The sequence below is a fragment of the Cobetia sp. cqz5-12 genome (genome assembly GCF_016495405.1).
GTDB lineage: Bacteria > Pseudomonadota > Gammaproteobacteria > Pseudomonadales > Halomonadaceae > Cobetia.
The window spans coordinates 87,168-106,274 of sequence record NZ_CP044522.1 but is presented as its reverse complement, the minus strand read 5'-3'; the positions used below and the strand labels follow the sequence as shown (position 1 = coordinate 106,274).

19 protein-coding genes are annotated in these 19,107 nt (G+C 64.1%); 7 read left to right on the top strand and 12 right to left on the bottom strand.

The genetic code is table 11. The features are described 5' to 3' along the window. Positions 1–32: 32 nt before the first annotated feature. Entirely contained in the window at positions 33–1,307 is a 1,275-nt protein-coding gene (locus F8A90_RS00480) for a TRAP transporter large permease (protein WP_166019050.1), read from the bottom strand. A 78-nt stretch (positions 1,308–1,385) separates the two neighbouring features. Then, positions 1,386–2,048, bottom strand: a complete 663-nt coding sequence (locus F8A90_RS00475) for a TRAP transporter small permease (protein ID WP_200018394.1) — start codon at positions 2,046–2,048, stop codon at positions 1,386–1,388. Positions 2,049–2,574: 526 nt separating this feature from the next. On the opposite strand from F8A90_RS00475, the gene F8A90_RS00470 reads away from it, so the two are divergent. Then, complete coding sequence (locus F8A90_RS00470) at positions 2,575–3,666, top strand: TRAP transporter substrate-binding protein (RefSeq protein ID WP_233593379.1); 1,092 nt, start codon at positions 2,575–2,577, stop codon at positions 3,664–3,666. Positions 3,667–3,917: 251 nt separating this feature from the next. Here the strand turns inward: F8A90_RS00470 and F8A90_RS00465 are convergent, their stop codons facing one another. Both F8A90_RS00465 and thiD read right to left on the bottom strand, forming a co-directional pair. After that, positions 3,918–4,592, bottom strand: coding sequence for a chalcone isomerase family protein (locus F8A90_RS00465; protein WP_200018393.1), 675 nt, complete (start codon positions 4,590–4,592; stop codon positions 3,918–3,920). 138 nt (positions 4,593–4,730) lie between these two features. Next, complete coding sequence (gene thiD, locus F8A90_RS00460; protein WP_166019053.1) at positions 4,731–5,531, bottom strand: bifunctional hydroxymethylpyrimidine kinase/phosphomethylpyrimidine kinase; 801 nt, start codon at positions 5,529–5,531, stop codon at positions 4,731–4,733. A gap of 110 nt (positions 5,532–5,641) precedes the next feature. Here thiD and F8A90_RS00455 point away from each other — a divergent pair, with 110 nt between their 5' ends. Continuing rightward, positions 5,642–6,106 (top strand): YqaA family protein, encoded by a 465-nt coding sequence (locus F8A90_RS00455; protein WP_442778879.1) that lies wholly within the window; start codon positions 5,642–5,644, stop codon positions 6,104–6,106. A gap of 323 nt (positions 6,107–6,429) precedes the next feature. Then, positions 6,430–7,662 carry a patatin-like phospholipase family protein gene (locus F8A90_RS00450; protein WP_166019054.1) on the top strand — a complete coding sequence of 411 codons (1,233 nt, stop codon included), beginning with the start codon at positions 6,430–6,432 and terminating at the stop codon, positions 7,660–7,662. A gap of 121 nt (positions 7,663–7,783) precedes the next feature. Here F8A90_RS00450 and F8A90_RS00445 read toward each other — a convergent pair whose 3' ends face one another. Both F8A90_RS00445 and F8A90_RS00440 read right to left on the bottom strand, forming a co-directional pair. Beyond that, a complete protein-coding gene (locus tag F8A90_RS00445; protein WP_200018392.1) occupies positions 7,784–8,548 on the bottom strand; it encodes a pseudouridine synthase in 765 nt (254 codons plus the stop codon). A gap of 3 nt (positions 8,549–8,551) precedes the next feature. Beyond that, positions 8,552–10,486: an ATP-binding cassette domain-containing protein gene (locus F8A90_RS00440; protein WP_200018391.1), complete on the bottom strand. Its 1,935-nt coding sequence runs from the start codon at positions 10,484–10,486 to the stop codon at positions 8,552–8,554. Positions 10,487–10,645: 159 nt separating this feature from the next. On the opposite strand from F8A90_RS00440, the gene F8A90_RS00435 reads away from it, so the two are divergent. Beyond that, positions 10,646–11,251 carry a TIGR02444 family protein gene (locus F8A90_RS00435; RefSeq protein ID WP_166019057.1) on the top strand — a complete coding sequence of 202 codons (606 nt, stop codon included), beginning with the start codon at positions 10,646–10,648 and terminating at the stop codon, positions 11,249–11,251. Between the two features lie 139 nt (positions 11,252–11,390). Next, a complete protein-coding gene (locus F8A90_RS00430; RefSeq protein WP_166019058.1) occupies positions 11,391–12,098 on the top strand; it encodes an FKBP-type peptidyl-prolyl cis-trans isomerase in 708 nt (235 codons plus the stop codon). 538 nt (positions 12,099–12,636) lie between these two features. Here the strand turns inward: F8A90_RS00430 and F8A90_RS00425 are convergent. Further along, complete coding sequence (locus F8A90_RS00425; protein ID WP_200018389.1) at positions 12,637–13,353, bottom strand: SCO family protein; 717 nt, start codon at positions 13,351–13,353, stop codon at positions 12,637–12,639. 64 nt (positions 13,354–13,417) lie between these two features. After that, a complete protein-coding gene (locus F8A90_RS00420; RefSeq protein ID WP_200018388.1) occupies positions 13,418–14,011 on the bottom strand; it encodes a hypothetical protein in 594 nt (197 codons plus the stop codon). Between the two features lie 267 nt (positions 14,012–14,278). Between F8A90_RS00420 and F8A90_RS00415 the strand changes: the two genes are divergently transcribed. After that, the gene (locus tag F8A90_RS00415; RefSeq protein WP_200018387.1) at positions 14,279–15,208 is read left to right on the top strand and encodes an AEC family transporter; all 930 of its coding nucleotides are present in this window, start codon (positions 14,279–14,281) and stop codon (positions 15,206–15,208) included. A 315-nt stretch (positions 15,209–15,523) separates the two neighbouring features. Here F8A90_RS00415 and F8A90_RS00410 read toward each other — a convergent pair whose 3' ends face one another. The 4 genes from F8A90_RS00410 to thiS all read right to left on the bottom strand — a co-directional run bounded on the left by F8A90_RS00410 (position 15,524) and on the right by thiS (position 18,574). After that, entirely contained in the window at positions 15,524–16,432 is a 909-nt protein-coding gene (locus tag F8A90_RS00410; RefSeq protein ID WP_233593378.1) for a putative RNA methyltransferase, read from the bottom strand. Between the two features lie 128 nt (positions 16,433–16,560). Then, positions 16,561–17,400: a tRNA (guanosine(46)-N7)-methyltransferase TrmB gene (gene trmB / locus F8A90_RS00405; protein ID WP_166019061.1), complete on the bottom strand. Its 840-nt coding sequence runs from the start codon at positions 17,398–17,400 to the stop codon at positions 16,561–16,563. A 60-nt stretch (positions 17,401–17,460) separates the two neighbouring features. Next, positions 17,461–18,294: a thiazole synthase gene (locus F8A90_RS00400; RefSeq protein WP_200018386.1), complete on the bottom strand. Its 834-nt coding sequence runs from the start codon at positions 18,292–18,294 to the stop codon at positions 17,461–17,463. A gap of 79 nt (positions 18,295–18,373) precedes the next feature. Next, positions 18,374–18,574, bottom strand: a complete 201-nt coding sequence (thiS, locus tag F8A90_RS00395; RefSeq protein WP_043336981.1) for a sulfur carrier protein ThiS — start codon at positions 18,572–18,574, stop codon at positions 18,374–18,376. A 99-nt stretch (positions 18,575–18,673) separates the two neighbouring features. Here thiS and F8A90_RS00390 point away from each other — a divergent pair, with 99 nt between their 5' ends. Continuing rightward, positions 18,674–19,093, top strand: coding sequence for a DUF423 domain-containing protein (locus F8A90_RS00390; protein ID WP_043336980.1), 420 nt, complete (start codon positions 18,674–18,676; stop codon positions 19,091–19,093). The last annotated feature ends 14 nt before the right edge of the window (positions 19,094–19,107 follow it).

Below are 19,107 nucleotides of genomic sequence, written 5' to 3'. Positions count from 1 at the left end.
GCGCGACAGGTGCTACTTGAGTGAGCGAGCTGCTAGTTGGCGAGGCTGGGCAGGAACAGCGCGATCTGCGGGAACAGCATCAGCAGCACCGTCGCCAGCAACAGCAGGGCAATGAAGGGCGGCGTCCCCCGGATGACCTCCATGTACGGTTTTCTAAATACCGCCACCGCCGTGAAGATGTCGCAGCCGAAGGGCGGAGTCGCCGAGCCTATCGCCGCCTGCAGGGTGACCAGGGTGCCGACCAGCACCGGGTCCAGCCCGGCGGCATCGACTGCCGGCGCGAACACCGGCGCCAGAATCAGGATCACCACGATGGGGTCCACGAACATGCAGCCGACGAAGTAGGCCGCCGCGATCACTGCCAAGAGCGCCAGCGCATGCTCCGACAGGTAGGGGATATAGCCGCCGAGAATGGCATCCGGAATCTTGGCGAAGGAGATCATCCACGAGAAGCCCGCGCCCGCCGCCACCAGGATGAACACCACCGCGGTGATCAGCCCCGTGGAGAAGGCCACACTGGGCAGGTCCTTCAGGGTCACGCCACGATAGATCAGCATCTCGAGAATCAGCGCGTAGATCACCGAGACCGTGGCAGCCTCCGTCGGCGAGAACATGCCCGAGTAGATGCCGCCGATGATGATCACCGGGAAGCCCGCCGGCAGGCTGGCGCGCTTCAAGGCCTTGAGGCGTGCGGGCCAGTCCGCCTTGGGCTGCGGCGCGATGCCCAGCTTCCACGACTTCCACATGCAGTAAAGCGAGAACAGCACCAGGATCATCAGCCCCGGGCCGATACCGGCGATGAACAGGTCACCCACCGAGGTACCGGTCGCGACACCGTAGATGATCATGCCGATCGAGGGCGGAATCAGCAGCGCGATATCGGAGGCATTGATGATCAACGCGATGGTGAACTTGTCACTGTAACCGGCTTCCAGCAGCCGTGGGCGCAGCGGGCGCCCCATCGCCACCACCGTGGCCTGAGTGGAGCCGGACACCGCGCCGAACAGGGTGCAGCCCAATGCGGTGGTCACCGGCAGGCCGCCGCGCCAGTGGCCGACGAAGCGCTCGACCACATCCAGTAGGCGCTGGGCAGTGGAGCCCTTGAGCATGATATCGGCCGCCAGAATGAACATCGGCACCGCCGTCAGCACCACCGGCTGCAGGCCACCGATCATCTGCTGGATCACCAGCTCCGGCTTGAGGAAAGGAAAATCGCTGAACAACAAGAAAAAGGTGCCGACGCTCAATGGCACCATCATGGGTACCCCAAGCAACAGCAGCCCCACCATCACGAGCAGAATCCACATCGCAGCTTCCGTCCCTGGGTCAATGAAGTGTGATCAATCGTCTATCGCGGCATCGAGAAGACATGCCAGACGCAGTGGCTAGAGCGCGCCGCTGCCATCGACTTCCTCGTTCTCGTCCATCTCCGCCGTACGCCATGACAACCAGGCGCCCTGCGCCAGCAGATTGCGCAGAATCGCCATCAGGTACTGGAGAGCCCCGAGCGCCAGCCCCAGCGGGACCACGGCATAGAGCACCGCCAGCGACCAACGCAGCGACGGCGTGACACGGCCGGACCTGGCCAGGCTCTGCAGATAATCCACCGCCAGCCAGGCGAGGTAGGCCAGCAAGGCACAGGTGATGACCTGCCCGGCGATCAGCAGCACCTTGCGCAACCACGGCGGCATGAAGTCCAGCAGCGCCGTCACGCGGATGTGGCGCCCGGCGCGCGCGCCGTAACTGATACCGAGGAAGGTCAGCCACAGCTGCAGGATCTGCATCAGCTCTTCGGTGAACGGCAGGCTGTAATTGAAGACGTTGCGCCCGATGACGTTGGCGATGCTGGCCGTCGCCATGCCCAGCACGCACAGGGCGATCAACCAGCGCTCGAGATGCGCCAGGCCCTGGTCACCACGTTCGAACCAGGTGGCCAGACGGCGCAGCGGCGCAGGCAGATGTGCGAGGGGGGCCTGAGCGCCATTCGTCTCGGCCGGGGCGGGGCGGGTCTCGTCAGCGGAGGGAGACTTGGAGGGGGGCGAGTTCATGAAGCGGCTTCCTGTTGATGTGGCATCCTGCCAGATAGGCTTTCTACCAGATGTCATGAGCGCAGTGGTTTGCGCCAGATATCCTGCATTTGCCGGTACGATCCATTGAAATTTTCCGCGGCGCCGCCGTGATTTTCACTTTGGCTACTCTTGTTCTAGCTTTATTAGCGGTGCTTGAAATCAGTATCCAGCCGCTGTGCGGCATGTCGGTCTGGTGCATGGAGGCCGATTGTGAAGACCGAGCGCGAAGTTCTGGCGAGCGAAGGACAGTTCTTCGAATACCAGAGCTCGAGTACCAGAGCTCGAGTACCAGAGCTCTAGTACCAGAGCTCGAGTACCAGAGCTCGAGTACCAGAGCCTCATGCGCACAGGCTCAGCTTATTCATAATAAATTCTAATCACACTATCCATTTTGGTGATTTTTTTATTATATTAAGAATGGCAATATTATCTAAATGATGCAAGTTGCACGCCGGGTATGCCCAGAGCCGCCCGACGCTGATGGAAATCACACAAGGAGAACAAGATGACGATGCAATGGAACCCGTCACCCGAGCAGAATCGCGAGACGTCCAGGACTCCTGTTCCCCTTTCTCGTCTTGCCGCGCTCATCAAGGGAGGCGCCCTGACGGCCGGCCTGGGCATGGCGGCACTGGCCTCCGCGGGTGTGCAGGCTGACACCTGGCGCTTCGCGCTGGAGGAAGTCTCCGGCAGCGTGCAGGATGCCTACGCCCAGGAATTCAAGAAGCGTATCGAAGAGGCTTCCGGCGGTGACATCGATGTCGAGATCTATCCCTACGGCGCACTGGGTACCTCCTCGCAGCTCACCGAACTGGTGCAGAGCGATGCCATCCAGCTGACCTTTGCCTCACCGGGTCACCTGGCCTCGGTGATCCCGGAGTCGGGCGTCTTCACGCTGCACTTCCTGTTCTCCGACGACAACGCCGTCAATGAAGAGGTGCTCGGCAGCTCCAAGGCCATCGACATGCTGTCCGAGGCCTATACCGAGCAGAACCTCCAGCTGCTGGGCGTGATTCCGGAAGGCTGGATGGTGTGGACCGGCAACCGTGCCATCAAGACGCCCGAGGACATGGAAGGCTTCAAGATCCGCACCATGACCTCGCCGATTCTGGTCGAGAGCTATCGCGGCTACGGTGCCAACCCGACGCCGATGCCCTATTCCGAGGTCTACTCCGGCCTGCAGCTGGGCCAGATCGACGGCCAGGTGAACCCGGTGTTCGCCATCCAGGAGATGAGCTTCTACGAAGTTCAGGACTACATGATCCAGGCCAAGCAGGCGCAGTTCATCACCACGCTGGTGGCCTCCAGTGACTTCTATTCCGGTCTGGATGATGAGCAGCAGCAGATGCTCGACAAGGTCACCAACGAGATGCGCCCGTACATCTTCGAGAAGCAGGAGGAGTACAACGCCGACCGCCTGGAGAAGATCAAGCAAGACAGCGACATCGAGATCATCACGCTGACCGATGAGCAGCGCGAAGCCTTCCGCCCGGTCGGCGAGAAAGGCTGGGAAGTCTATCGTGAACAATCCGGTGAGCGCGGCAGCAAGATCCTCGACACGCTGCAGGCCGACATCAAGGCTGCCGAGGGCAAGTAAGCCCGAGCAAGTGCATCAGACCCGCTAGACAGATTGCGGAGATAGGTGGAGAGGCTGATAGAAAGATAGAAAGATAGAAAGATAAAAGATAGAAAGACGAGCATGAAAAACGCCCCTGCCGGGTCTCCCGGCAGGGGCGTTTTTCGTGGTGTCTCGCTTGAGGCGCGATAGAGGCGCAAGACGATAGCGATACCGCTACAGATACGCCAGATAGACTAGAGAGGGGCTAGAGGGGCCAGATGGAAAGCGCGCTACTGCCCCAGCAGCTGGGTACGGAAATCCTGCTGGGCCGGTTCATCGCCAAGCCAGATCGCGAACAGAGCATTGGCCAGTGCCAGTGAATCGCTTTCAAAGATGACCTGTCCGTTCAACACCAGCGACAGCGTACCTCTGCCCCCGCCGGCGGGCAGCCATTGCAACGCATAGCGATCCCCCGGCACGACGTCCCGATAGGCACGATTGAAGCGCGTCAGTTCAGGCTCTATCGTCGCAAGATCCGCTGCGGACAGGTTCTTGCGTACGCCCTTGGTGGTCGCCTTGGCGAAGTCCTCGGCATCGATGGCATGGAAGTACTCCAACACCAGGCGACGCGAGACATCCTTGAGCGGTGCCGGGCGCGGACGACGCGCATCCTGGTAATAGGCACCGACATAGGCGTCCCACAGCAAGTAGGTGAAGAGCCCACTGCCGATCAGCGTCAGCGGCTGGCCGGACTGCGTGGTCACCTGATCCGCGAATGTCACCCCCTTGATCTCGACGGCGAACGCCGCCGGGCTGGTGGTGGCCAGCAGCGCCCCCATCACGCCCGCGGCCAGCCAGCGCGGCGCACTCGCCACCGGCAGGCTGATGGCACGACAGGCGGCGCTCAGGCAGCAAACGGCGCCACGAATAGCTGATACGGGCAAGCGGTACAGCGATATAGGCATGGCATCTACTCGTTGGCTGGCAGGGATCGAGGGGAACTCACGGGGCCTTTCTCCTGCAGGTCATCGCTCCTGCAGGGTCATCACCCTTGTGGAATCGGCTATCAGTGGCTTGCCCTCACGGGCCTGGCTCTCGCTGACTTACCACAGGGCGTGGAAATGGTGCACCGGCCCACGGCCCTTGCCGACGTTGAGCTGGTCGGAGGCGCGCAGCGCGCCCAGCAGCCATTCGCGCGCTTCGACCACCGCCTGCGGCAACGGCAGACCGTTCGCCAGCCGCGCCGTGATGGCGGAAGACATCGAGCAGCCAGTGCCGTGCAGGTTGTCGGTCTCGATGCGCGGTGCGCACAGCCATTGCTCGCCGGCATCGCTGACCAGCAGATCATCGCAGGCCTGCCCCTCAAGCGCCCCGCCCTTGATCAACACCGCCTTCGCGCCTCTGGCACGCAGCTCGCGGGCGACCGCAGGCATGTCGGAGCGCCCGATCAGGCGCCGCTCGCCCAGCAGCACCGCGGCTTCATGCAGGTTGGGCGTGATGATGTCAGCCAACGGCACCAGGTGCTCGGCCACCGACTGGATGGCAGCATCGTTGACCAGCGCATCACCACTCTTGGCGACCAGCACCGGGTCGAGCACGACCCAGCGCGGGCGGCGCTGCTGAAGGCGGTCGGCGAGCATTTCCACCACCAGCGGATCGGCCACCATGCCGATCTTGGCGGCACGGATATCGAGATCATCCAGCACGGCGTCCAGCTGTGCGGCGATGAATTCCCGCGAGACCGCCTCCACGCTGCGCACACCGCAGGTATTCTGCGCCGTCAGCGCCGTGATCACGCTGGCCCCGTAGGCGCCCAGCGCAGAGAATGTCTTGAGGTCCGCCTGAATGCCGGCTCCCCCGGAGGGGTCTGAGCCCGCTATCGTCAGGACGCACGGAATATGCATGCAGGAAGCTCCCGAAATATGGCTTTGACGTGCCAACAGCATACCCGAGCTGAGGAGGGAAGAAAGCCACCCCCAGCGCCCTGCCACCGTGAAAAACAGAAGAAAGTGATATGGATGAAGTGGCCGTACTGTCATTGCCGGGATTGACCTCGCTCGCCGTGATCTCGCTGGCCAGCGCCACCCTGCTGCCCGGCGGATCGGAAGCGGCCTTCGCGGGGCTGTGGTGCCAGGGGCACGCGCCCTGGGCGCTGTGGCTTGCCGCGACGCTGGGCAACTCGCTCGGCAGCCTGATCAACGTCGCTCTGGGGCGTGGCGCCCGTCGCCTGCGCACACGGCGCTGGTTTCCGGTCTCGCGGCGCGCATTGGCACGCGGCACCCTGTGGTATCGCCGTTTCGGCGCCTGGAGCCTACTGCTGAGCTGGACCCCGCTGATCGGCGACCCGCTGACGGTACTGGCGGGCATCTTCCGGCTGGCGTGGTGGAAAAGCATCGTCCTGATCATGATCGCCAAGGGCGGACGCTATGCCCTGTTGCTGCTGGCAGCCGACCTGTGGCTGACGCCCTGGTGCCAATGACCGCTGCAAGACTCCTGCTCCTGTCCTAGCCCCTGCCGCCTCAGTCAGTCGCTTGAATGAGATCGCAGCCACGCAAGGCAAGGATGCGTGCTATGCTGACAGGCGCCATGCTGCACTGCACAATAACAGCACTTCCAGTGCCTTGAACCAGTGCCGCATTGCCTTGATCAGGTGCTTCATTCCCCTGATATGCACCTCGTCACCCTTTCGCCGCCTCCACGAGCCCACGCCTCCCCCATCACTTGGCGTCACGCTCGCGACGGTCCCCCTGACCTCGGGCATTCCCCGGCGGAGTGCTGCACTGCTAGAGAGGAGAAGGTTTCATGCGTGATACATCCTGCGACTTCTGCGCCGATGCGCTCAATATTCTGGTGCTGCAAGGCGGTGGCGCGCTCGGCGCCTACCAGATCGGCATCTTCGAGGCGCTGGCCGAAGCCGGCATCCAGCCCGACTGGGTGGTCGGCACCTCGGTCGGCGCCATCAATGGTGCCCTGATCGCCGGCAATCCGGAGGGCGAGCGCCTCAAGGCCCTCGAGTCATTCTGGTATGGCATCGCCCAACCCGCTGCCAGCATGGGCCCCGCCTTTCATCCGTGGGAGCGCAGCGTCGCGCGTACCTCCGCCATGCTGTGGGGCATCCCGGGCTTCTTCCGCCCGCGCCCACTGTGGACGGTGCCGATCTGGCAGAGCTTCTTCGGCGAGCCGCCCAGCCTCTACGACACCGAGCCACTGGGCGACACGCTCAATCGGCTGGTGGACTTCGAGCGTCTCGATGCCCGCCACCCGGAGAACGTTCGCCTGTCGGTCGGAGCGGTGAATATAGGCAGCGGCGCGCTGCGCTACTTCGACTCCTCGCACGAAGCGCTGGACCATCGCCATATTCTGGCCAGCGGCGCCCTGCCACCGGCCTTCCCGCCGGTATGGGTCGATGGCGAAGCCTATTGGGATGGCGGCCTGTACTCCAATACGCCCGTCAGCTGGGTGCTGTCGGAGCGTCCGCATGGCGAGACGGTGGTCAACTGCTACGTGATCGACCTGTGGAGTGCCGATGGCAAGGTGCCGGAGACACTGCAGGAAGCGCAGCTGCGCGAGAAGGATATCCAGTATTCCAGTCGTGCCGGCGAGCACCTCAACCTGCTGGAAGAGAATCAGGCGCTGCGCATGGGAATCGAGAATCTCGCCGACTATCTGCCGGAGGAGCTGCGTCAGTCGCCGAAGATCCAGCGCATCCTTGCCATGACCCAGCAGCCCTCGATCAACGTGGTGCGTCTGCTGGCCTCGGCGCGCCCGGGCGAGACCTCACTGAAGGATATCGACTTCTCGCGCGCGACCATCGACTCGCGTCGCGACAGTGGTTATCAGGACATGCAGGAAGTGCTGAGCCGTTGCAGCCAGTTTGCGCCGCTGCCGGAAGATATCGGGGTCATCGTGCGCAACTTCACGCGCAACGCCGAGGGCGAGCTGGTCAGCCTGTCGACGCCTGAGGCAAGCTCAAGCGACGATGACGAGGCGAGCATCACGGCAGAGGACCTGCCCAGTCAGGCGACCGGCAGCTGAGCAGCGCTGACGACGATCCAAAACGATCCATCCACATCCCATCGCAGCCGTCACGCACTGGCGGCGCGCCAGGCGGGTGTGGATAACCCGGTGTCGGCAAGACGCCATCCGCCGGATGGCCTCACCCGCGAGGCTGCGCGGCCCCCAGCCGTGAACACTCCTCGCGGGTAAGCTCGCGCCACTCCCCCGGCGCCAGCCCCTCGAGACTCAAGCCTGCCACCGACTCACGGTGCAGCCACACCACGCGATTGCCCAGGCTACGCCACAGTCGCTTGACGTGATGATGGCGGCCCTCGTGCAGCGTCAGGCGTGCCTGGTCCGCGGTGAGAAACGCAAGCTGTGCCGGCAGTGTCGGGCGCGGGTCATGTTCGAGCAGCACCCCTTGGCGAACCTGTGCGATGGCGCTTTCCTGTTCGGCCTCCGTCAGGGGCCGCTCCAGCCCCATGCGATAGCGCTTGGCGGGCCCCTCGAGCCCGGCATCGCTGATGCGCGCCGAGACTTCGCCATCGTTGGTCAGCAGCAGGGCGCCGGTCGTCGCACGGTCGAGACGCCCGACGTGGTGAATCTCGGCCAGCCAGCCGCTGTCCTCGCCGCGCGCCTCAAGAGAGTCACGCAGCACATCGATCACGGTGAGGTGTTCGGGGTCATGACAGGCCGTCACGACCCCGGCGGGCTTGTTGAGCAGGATATGACGCGGACGCCGCGCGACCTGCAGGCAGACGGTCGCGTCAGGCGCTGACAGGTGAATGTCATCGAAGGGACCGACCTCATGCAACGGGTCGTTCACCTCCTCGCCGTTGACCCAGACCCGCCCCGCCGCCAGCGCCGATAGCGCATGACGGCGGTTGAGCTGGGGCTGGCGTGTCAGCCAGCGGTCAAGCCGCATGGGCTAGTCAGCCGCCTTGAGCTGGGCTTCCATCTCTTCCAGCGCTTCCTGAGCCTCGAACCATTCGGCTTCGGCCTCATCGAGGCGGCTCTTGATCTCGCCCTGGCTGGCCAGCAGCCTGGTCAGCTCCGCCTTGCGGTCCGCTTCGTAGAGCGTGGCGTCGCCCAGCGCTTCCTCGATCTTGTCCAGCTCGCCCTGCGCCATGCTCATCTTCTGCTCGGCCTTGTCGCTGACCTTCTTGAGCGGACGCAGCTTCTCGCGCAGTTCAGCCGCCTGACGGCGCGCCTCCTTGCGGTCCGGCGTACGCGTACTGTCAGTGCCGGCATCGGCATCCTTCTGGGCGCGCGCTTCACGCCGCTCACCCTCGACCCGCGCCTTGAGCCAAGCACGATAGTCATCCAGATCGCCATCGAAGGGCGTCACGCGGCCATCGGCGATGCACCAGAATTCATCGACGCAGGCACGCAGCAGGTGGCGGTCGTGGGAGACCAGAATCACGGTGCCCTCGAAGGTCGCCAGCGCATCGGTAAGCGCCTCGCGCATGTCGAGATCCAGGTGGTTGGTCGGCTCATCCAGCAGCAGCAGATTGGGCTTCTGCCACGCGATCAGCGACAGCGCCAGACGTGCCTTCTCGCCACCGGAGAACGACTCCACCGTGGCGTAGACCTCATCGCCGTGGAAGCCGAAGCTGCCGAGGAAGGTGCGGATCTCCAGCTCGCCCGCCGACGGTGACAGGCGCAGCACATGATTGAAGGGCGTCGAGGACAGGTCGAGCCCGTCCACCTGATGCTGGGCGAAGTAGCCGATGGCCAGATGCTCACCGGCGGTCCGCTGGCCCTCGACCAGCGCAAGCTCGCCGGTGAGTGCCTTGATCAACGTCGACTTGCCCGCGCCGTTGGGGCCGAGCAGACCGATACGCTGACCGGGCAACAGCGAGAAACGCACGCCCGAGAGCTGCGGCGGCTGACCGGGATAGCCGATCACCGCGCGGTCCAGCCCCAGCAGCGGATGCGAGATCTTGTCGGAGCACGGGATGGTGAAGTGGAACGGGGAGTCGGCTTTCACTGCCGCCGTCTCCTCCATGCGCTCCAGCATCTTCATGCGACTCTGGGCCTGACGTGCCTTGGTAGCCTTGGCCTTGAAGCGACGCACGAAATCCTCGATCTCGGCGCGCCGCGCCATGGTCTTCTCGTGCTCGACCTGCTCGCGCACCAGCCGCTCGGAACGCGTGCGCTCGAAGCGGCTGTAGTTGCCCTTGTAGACCACCAGCTTGCGGCGATCGAAGTGGATGATGTGATCACACACCGCATCGAGGAAGTCGCGGTCGTGGGAGATCAGCAGCAGTGCGCCGGGATAACGCGCCAGCCATTGCTCCAGCCACAGCAGCGCATCGAGATCCAGGTGGTTGGTCGGCTCATCCAGCAGCAGCAGGTCGGACGGCGTGAACAGGGTGCGCGCCAGATTGGCCCGCATGCGCCAGCCACCCGAGAAGGCCGCCAGCGGCTGACCGAGCTGCGCCTGGCTGAAGCCGAGGCCGACCAGCAGCTGCTCGGCACGTGCCCGTGCGGTATAGCCATCGAGAGTGTCGAAGTGGGCGTGCAACTCGGCCTGACGCTGGTGCTCGCCGCTTTCTTCGGCGGCCGCCAGGGCGCGCTCGGTCTCGCGCAGCGCGTGGTCCCCGTCCATGACGTAGTCGACGATCGGGCGCTCCAGCGCATCGATTTCCTGCGCCATGTGCGCGACACGCACGCCACCGGCCAGCGATACCGTGCCGCTGTCGGGCGTCAGCTCGCCGAGAATCAGGCCGAACAGGCTCGACTTGCCGGCGCCATTGGGGCCGACGATACCGGCCTTGTGACCGGCATGCAGCGTCAGGTCCGCTTCGTCGATCAGCGGTGCTCCGCCGCGTTGCAGGGCGAGCTGGCGCAGTGCAATCATGACAACCTCGATCAGAAAATACGGGGGGCGTCGGACTCCCGTTCACCGCCACCGACACGAACGCTACGACGCAGCAAGCTGCTGAGCGCGACACGTGAAGAGACATCATCGGTGATATACGAAGAGACATCATCCGTGACACACGAAGAGGCCGACTTGATGGGCGCATATTCTATCGGATTGTGGGACTACGCGCTGTCTCTGTATGCCCTGCCCGGCGAGGTCGGCTCTGCGGGCAACTCTCAGCCAGTTCCGGACATGATGAGCACCTGCCTGCTGCTGCAGGACGAGGCGGGCCTAGATGTCTGCGAGCTGCTGTGGATTCACTGGCTGTCCGCCCACGGCATCGCCCTCGCCGCCTCACCCACTCGCCTGCTGGAAGACGTGCGCGACTGGCAGGGCTGGATGACCGGCATGCTGCGCGAGCGCCGCCGCCAGTTGAGGCAGGAGCTGATGACGCTGCCCGCGACCCAGGACCCGGCAGCGGTGCAACGCCTGGAACGCCTCTATCAGCAGCTCAAGGCCTGCGAGCTATCCGCCGAGCAGGAGACCCTCGCCCAGCTGGAAGAGCTGAGCCCTGCGCTGTCGGCAGCCGAAGGCGCGACCGGCCTGCGGGCGCCCTTCGCGCATGTCGCGGACCCGCTGCAGGCCTTTCAGCAATCCCTGGTTCTGTTGAGCGGCACGATGACGCTCACCGTGGGGGATCACCCGTCGGCTCGCGCCCTGCGTCGGCTGGCACTGGCCCGCGTGCCCGCCGACGCCTGACAACGCCAGCGAGATGCGGAACTTGTACGCGGCTGGTAGAGTCGGAGTAACACTAGTGCCCGAGGCAGGCCATGCCGCCTCGGTGCCAATTGCGTGTTTCGGGCCCGTCTCAGGCCCATTCCATCCTGAAGGAGTTTTCATGAAACAGCTGGTCAGTGCCGTCGCGCTCGGCGCCCTCCTGGTCACCCCGTTCAGCTTTGCCGCCGATGACAGCCTCGCCGACGAGCAGGCACAGCTCAGCTATGGCATCGGTGCAACTCTGGGCAAGAGCCTCTCCCAGGACATCACCGATCTGGATCTCGACGCCTTCACTCAAGCCGTGCGTGATGTCTACGCCAAGGGCGACATGAAGATGAGCGACCAGGAAATCGCGGATTCGCTTTCCCGCTTCCAGCAGAAGAAGATGGAAGAGCAGAAGAAGATGGTCGAGCAGGAAGCGACCGACAACAAGGCAGAAGGTGATAAGTTCCTCGCCGACAACGCCAAGAAGGACGGTGTGAAGACACTGGATTCCGGCCTGCAATACAAGGTGCTGGAATCCGGTGACGGTGCGACTCCGTCCGCTGAAGATACCGTCAAGGTGAACTACGAAGGCAAGCTGCTGGACGGCACCGTCTTCGACAGCTCCTATCAGCGTGGCGAGCCGGTCAGCTTCAAGGTCAACCAGGTCATCAAGGGCTGGCAGGAAGCGCTGCAGGAAATGAGCGTCGGCGACACCTGGATGCTCTACGTCCCGGCTGATCTTGCGTATGGCAAGGCTGGCACCGGCGGCCCGATCGGCCCGAACGAGACGCTGACCTTCAAGGTCGAGCTGCTCGACGTGACCAAGGCCGACGCCAAGCAGTAATGGCGGCGTGAGCCTCCCCTGCTGGTAACCGGCGAGCACTGCTGCCGGTAGCAACGAAAGAGCCGCCCATCGGGCGGCTCTTTGCGTTTCTGGCAAGGCTGGATGAGGGCCAGTGACAAACTCATCCAGACGTCAGCTGCGTACAGGACAACGATGCATGCCATCACTACAGCAATGGCTGATGTCCGCTGATTCTCCCCTCCAGAAGGCCCGGTGCGGACGCCGCCAGCCTGTGGATAAATCTGTGGGGAAGCTATTGACCACAGGTTGACAACCGGTCTTTCTGGTGCCTGTCGCGGCAGTGATGCTGGTTGAACGCAAAGCAACCACTGACTTGATATTTTTAGTCGATATCACGTAACAGATTGTTTTTGCTAGACTTTATAAAACGTCTCTTGACGGCGCTGCGTTGCATGTTCGAGACGTCAGGATTATCCACAAAATTTTCCTTGAGCGCTTGCCAACTTGTGGACAATGTGTATTTCACTCCCGAAAAAGGCCTCAAGACCCGGCGCGTTAAGCGAGTGCCACGCAGGGCTCAATCTGCGGTCGCGCTCAGGACACGCGTCACGCCAGCGCGAACACCGGCCGGCCCCGGCGTGAACGGAATGCGATCGTAGATGCGCCCCTGAGCAGAGACGAGATAGAGCGCGGCGCCATGATCGATGGTGTAACCCAGCGCGGAGTCCTGTGCCTCGACACGTCGATAGCTGACGCCATAGTGCCGCGCCACATCGGCGAGTGCCGCCTGACTGCCGGTGATGCCCTGAAAGCGCGGCCCGAAGTGCCCGGTGTATTCGGCCAGCCGGGCAGGGGTGTCGCGCTCGGGGTCCAGCGAGACCATGACCGGCACCACGCGCGCCGCCGCCTGCGGTGGCAGTTCAGACATCACCTGACGCAGCGCCGCCAGCGTCATCGGGCAGACATCCGGGCATTGGGTATAGCCGAAATAGAGCGCGATGACCGGCGTGGCCTGTGCGTCTGCGGCCTCGCCCATCGACACCTCCGCGAGCGTGAAGTCACCCTGCTGCGATTCGAGCTGGATGGGGCCGCCCAGACTGGCCCAGGCCTGCATGCCAGCGACCGGCGCCAGATCCTGCTGCGCCTGCTGCCAGGCGACACCGGCACCGATCACGGCCGCCAGGCCGACGGCACCCAGCAACCACCAACGTCTGGCGACGCCCTTGTCGAGCTGATGGCTTTCTTGTTGGCGGGTTCCTGCCTGCCCATCCTGTGACTTTCGCTCTGCGCCCATCCCTGCCTCCCGGTGTCCTCATGCCTGAAACGACGTCCCTGCCGGCCGGGCTCAGCGCCAGCGGCTAGCTGCCCTGATGCGTCGGGCGGGTATCACTGCGAAACAATTGATCGACCGAGCTTTCGAGCTGCTCCGCCGTGGTGGCCTGGGGATGGCTATCGAAATCGAACCAGCTGCCCAGTCGGCCACGCTCGGTGGTCACGATCACCTGCGCACGCCACGCCATGGTCGCGCTGCTGCAGAACCCCAGCTGGCCTTCCCCCTGCCAATGCTGACGCTCGAGGCTCTGAGCATCGGTGGTACTCAGCACGCTGCGCTTCACGCCCATGTCCATGTGGCGGCCGATGAAGTCCACCTCGACCCCCTCCGGCGCGACGCCTTCCGTCATCACGCGAATGCCCAGCGGTGTCAGCGGACTGATATCACCGTCCAGCGCCAGGGTAATACGCCCGAAGCGGCCCAGCTCGGCAGTACAGGGGGCATGATTGAGCTCGCAGGACTGATTGGGCGCAAACCAGGTCACCTTGCCGTTGCTGCCGTCGCGTACCAGGTAATAGTCGATCAGGTAATACAGCGAGACCACGATGGTGATCAGCGTGACGATGATCAGCAGATTGAGCAGCCGCGGGCGGGCATTGTCTTCTTCTACGCGATACATGGCAGTTCCGGCAACGGTCCGGCAGCGCATCGACAGGCAAGGCGCCCCGAATGGGAAAGAAAGTGACGTGATGGGAATGGTCTGCGCTCAGCCACGGCATGATGACAGCGCGCGACCGGCGAACAAGACCTGAGTCCAAGTGCAGCGCTGAGCGAGTCATGACAAGCTTACCAGCCCACCTCGCCGCGGCAGCAGGCGAGACATCATGTCACGCGCACACCACATCGCTCTCAAGGCATTCGCACTCAGCCCCGACAAGGAGTCAGCATGGCAAGTGTACAGCAGGCGCTCGGCCCCCTCTTCCTGTTGATCCTCGCCGGGGCGCTGCTCGGGTGGAAGCGCTTCCCCGGCGAAGGCTTCTGGAGCGAACTGGAACGCCTGATCTATTACGTGCTGTTCCCTGCCATGCTGGTGTCCACACTGGCGCGCGCCGACATGGCCAGCGTGCCGGTCGTGGCGCTGGCCAGCGTGATGCTGGGCGCGATGCTGCTGTTCGCCGCCGCGCTATGGCTGAGCTGGCGCCACGCGCCGGACTGGCTGAGCCGTCATATGGGCGACGCCGCCTCCTTTACCTCGCTCTTCCAGGGCAGCATCCGCTTCAACAGCTACGTCGGCGTGGCCGGAGCAGCAGCGCTGCATGGCAGTGCCGGGGCGACCGTCGCGGCCGTGGCGCTGGCGCTGATGGTGCCTGCCGCCAACCTGCTGTGCGTGATGGCCTTTATCGGCGCTGGCACCCTGGGCGAAGGCGGCCTGCTGCGCTCGCTCAAGGCGCTGACCCGCAATCCGCTGGTACTGGCGTGTCTGGCCGGCACGGCCCTCAACCTGAGCGGCATCGGCTTGCCGGGCTGGAGCGGTGACGCCATCAGCCTGCTGGGACGCGCCGCCTTGCCGCTCGGCCTGGTCGCGGTGGGCGTGGCGCTGCGCCCGCGTGTGCTGGTGAGCAGTGGCAGCGTGGCGTGGCTGGCAAGCCTGCTGAAGCTGCTGGCGATGCCGGCACTGGTCGTCGTGCTCTGCCAGTGGTTCGGCCTTGAGGGAGTGGCGCGCGATGTGGCGATCCTGTTCGCGGCACTGCCCGCCGCGACCTCCGCCTATATCCTGGCTCGCCAGCTGGGTGGCAATGCCGAGCTGATGGCGGCGTTGATCACCGCCCAGACGCTGCTGGCGATGCTGACCCTGCCCCTGTGGCTGGCGAACTGACCTCTTGCCGACCTGACCTCTTGCCGACCTGACCTCTTGCCGACCTGACCTCTTGCCGACCTGACCTCTAGTCGACTTGTCGATCTGACGGCCACGCGACGTGAGCCCCACAGTGTGCGCAGCGCACAAGAAAAAGGGCATCCCCAGATGAGGATGCCCAAGACCGTGACTAGCTTGATGAGGAGAAACACCGTAGCGGGGGCCTGACTCCGCCGCTACGGCTGGGCTTGCGCCCTGCGATGTCTGCCCGGACACCGCACAGACAAGATAATCATTCTCATTTGCTTTTGCAAGCCAAATGCGAAAAATTTCTATTTAAGATTTATCTTGTACACCCTCGAGCGAGAACACCCTCAACTCCGCATGCAATTCGACCTCCAACGCTGTCATGGCTTCCGCACGTGCCAGGCCATCACGCTCGGCACGATACAGGTGCGGCGTCATGGTCAGCAGGTCCCGAATCTGCTCATTGCTGGTCAACGAGAGCCCCGCATGCAGATGTCCGACCTCGCCGCTGATGGTGAAGCCAGCGGCCTCGGCAGCGCTCAGTCCGGCATCGCCACGGGCGGGCTTCAGCTCGCGGTAGAGAATCCTGCGCAACGCCAGCAGGTGATCGGCGCCCGCTTCCAGCAGCACGACGTGGCCACCGGGCTTGAGGACACGCGCGAACTCCTGCCAGACAGGGAAGCCGAAGGCGCAGATGACGATATCCACACAGGCATCTTCCAGCGGCAGAGCGGCGTTGGTGCCCACCAGCCAGGCGGCATCACGTGACTGCTTCGCCGCGGCCAGCACCGCGTGCTTGGAGATATCCAGCCCCGCCGCCGTCAGCGAGAGATTCTGCTCACCGGCAGCGCACGCCAGCTGACGCAGATAGAAACCTTCGCCGCAGCCGGCATCCAGCACGGCCAGCGGCGCCTCCTGATCCATCAGCGCCAGCACACAATCGGCCAAGGCTGATGCAAGAGGCTGATAGCCGCCCAGCGCGAACAATCGCTGGCGGGCGCTCACCATCGCCTTGCTGTCGCCGGGGTCCAGGCTGCGCTTGCGCTGCACCGGCAGCAGATTGACATGCCCCTGGCGTGCGATATCGAAGCGATGCCCATCGGCACAGCACCAGCTCTGGCCATCACGTACCAGCGGCTGGGCATCCAGCGGACAGGTCAGGGCCGTCAGCGGGGTCATGGTCGGGCGATCAGCCGAGTCAGCGGTAGGCGTGGTCATGGTCAGCAACTCTCGGGATGAGGTGGGAAGAGAAAGGCAAAAGCGGCGGGCCTCACACGCAAGCGGCCACCCGAAGGCGGCCGCGATGCAACGTCATGAAGACGCCGCCACTGCGCACGAGGCGCTGATCAGTCCTGCTTGACGAAGATCAGGTCCCACACACCGTGGCCGAGACGCTCGCCGCGCTGCTCGAACTTGGTCAGCGGACGGAAGTCCGGACGCGGCACGTAGGGCGCACTTTCCGCCGGAGCGGTGTTGGCAAAGCCCGGCGCTTCAGCCATTTCTTCCGCCATCGCTTCGGCGTAGTTGGCCCAGTCGGTGGCCATGTGGAAGTGGCCGCCCGGCTTGAGCACACGACGCACCAGCTCGACGAAGGCCGGCTGAACGATACGACGCTTGTGGTGCTTCTTCTTCGGCCACGGGTCCGGGAAGAACAGCTGGAAGGTGTCGGCACAACCGGCCGGCACGCAATCCGCCAGCACTTCCAGCGCGTCGTGGCGATAGACGCGCAGGTTGGTCAGGCCCAGCTTGTCGGCATCATCCAGCAGCTTGCCGACGCCCGGCGCGTGCACTTCGATGCCGATGAAGTCGGTGTCCGGGTTGGCCTGTGCCTGTTCACACAGTGACTTGCCCATGCCGAAGCCGACTTCGATCACCAGCGGCGCACGACGCCCGAACAGCGCCTCGAGATCCAGCTCGCCCTGCTCGTGACGCAGGCCAAGGCGCGGGAAGACCTCTTCCAGCCCACGGGTCTGGGCCTGGGTCATGCGGCCACCACGAATCACGTAGCTCTTGATGCCACGCTTGCGGGCGACGGCTTCATCGGCAACGGAAGGGGTCGCTGGCGCGCTTTCGGTCTGCACGCTCTCGGGCTGCGCGCGCTCGTTCTGCACACTCTCTTGCTGCGCGTCGTCAGCGGGAGCAGAAGTGGACGTGTCGTCCTGCGGCTTGGAAGTCTCGTCAGTCATGGGGTCGTCTTGGTCTTTGCATGAACGATGCGCGAGCATCGGATTCGAATGTTTCAGGGCTCAGCCGGTGATCAGGCCAGCGCCCGGTGAGGAAGCACGTGCCGTCAGGCGAGTCGGCATGCGGCCGGCCAGGAAGGCACCACGGCCGGAAATCACGGCCTGACGCATGGCATCTGCCATCAACAGCGGCTGGCGCGCGTGGGCGATGGCGCTGTTCATCAGCACGCCATCACAGCCCAGTTCCATGGCGAAGGCGGCTTCTGACGCCGTACCCAGACCGGCATCGACCAGCACCGGCACATTGGCGCGCTCGATGATCAGCGATAGGGTGTGCGGGTTGAGAATGCCGAGGCCGGAGCCGATCAGCGAGCCCAGCGGCATGATGGCGCAGCAGCCGATTTCCTCGAGCTGGCGCGCGACGATGGGGTCGTCGGAGGTATACACCATCACGTCGAAGCCATCGGCGACCAGCGCTTCAGCGGCCTTGAGCGTCTCGACGATATTGGGATACAGGGTGTCCTGATCGCCCAGCACTTCCAGCTTGACCAGGTTGTGGCCATCCAGCAGTTCACGGGCCAGCTTGCAGGTACGCACCGCGTCACGCGCGTTGTAGCAGCCGGCGGTGTTGGGCAGGAAGGTATAGCGATCCGGTGACAGCACGTCGAGCAGGTTCGGCTCGTCAGCGTTCTGGCCCAGGTTGGTACGGCGAACCGCAAAGGTGACCACTTCCGCACCGGACGTCTCGATGGCGGAACGTGTCTCGTCCATGTCCTTGTACTTGCCGGTACCGACCAGCAGGCGCGAGGAGAACTCGTGACCGGCGACGATCAACGGGCTGTCGCCGGCGACCTGGGTGACGGGGTTGTTCAATGTCGGGGCAGAACTGTCTGTCATGATGACCTCATCGAGCTGGACGTGAACGCGCTGAGCGCGAGCGAGTAGTGAAAAGTGTCACTCCTGGAAACAGGACGGATCAGCCACCACCGATGGCATGGACGATCTCGATGCGGTCACCGGCATGCAGACGGGTGTCGGCGTGCGCGCTACGTGGCACGATGTCTTCATTGCGTTCCACTGCCAGTCGGCGGCCCTGGAGACCGAGACTCTCGACCAGAGCGGCAATCGTCGTGTCGTCCGTCACCACGTGGTCTTCACCGTTGAGCTGTATCTGCATGCTGTCCTCCCGCGAAAAGAGGCCGCTATTGTAGCGGCTTTACGTGTGCAGGCGTAGGCACATCGTGCCGCGCCATCTGCCCTCAAGGAATTAATGTCTATGCGTCACAACGACTCCCACTCCCGCCACTGGTGGCTGGCCATGGGACTGGCCGGCATGTCCACCGTCGCGCTGGGTGCCTTCGCCAGCCATGGCCTGCGCGGCACCCTGAGCGCGGACATGCTGCGCGTGTTCGAGACCGGCGTCCGCTATCAGATGTGGCACGTGCTGGCGGCGGTCGGGGTACTCGCCTGGCGCTCGGTGCAGCCGCTGCGCGGCCAGATGCTGACGCTGGGGCTGTGGGCCGCCGGCATCCTGATGTTCTCGGGGTCGCTGTATGCCCTGGCGACCACGGCGCGCACCCAGCTGGGCATCATCACACCCATCGGCGGCCTGCTGCTGATCGCCGGCTGGCTGAGCCTGGCCGTCACCGGCTGGCGTCAGCGCGGCAGCGAGGAGAAGGACATCAACAAGCTGTAGCGCGCCTTCCCGTG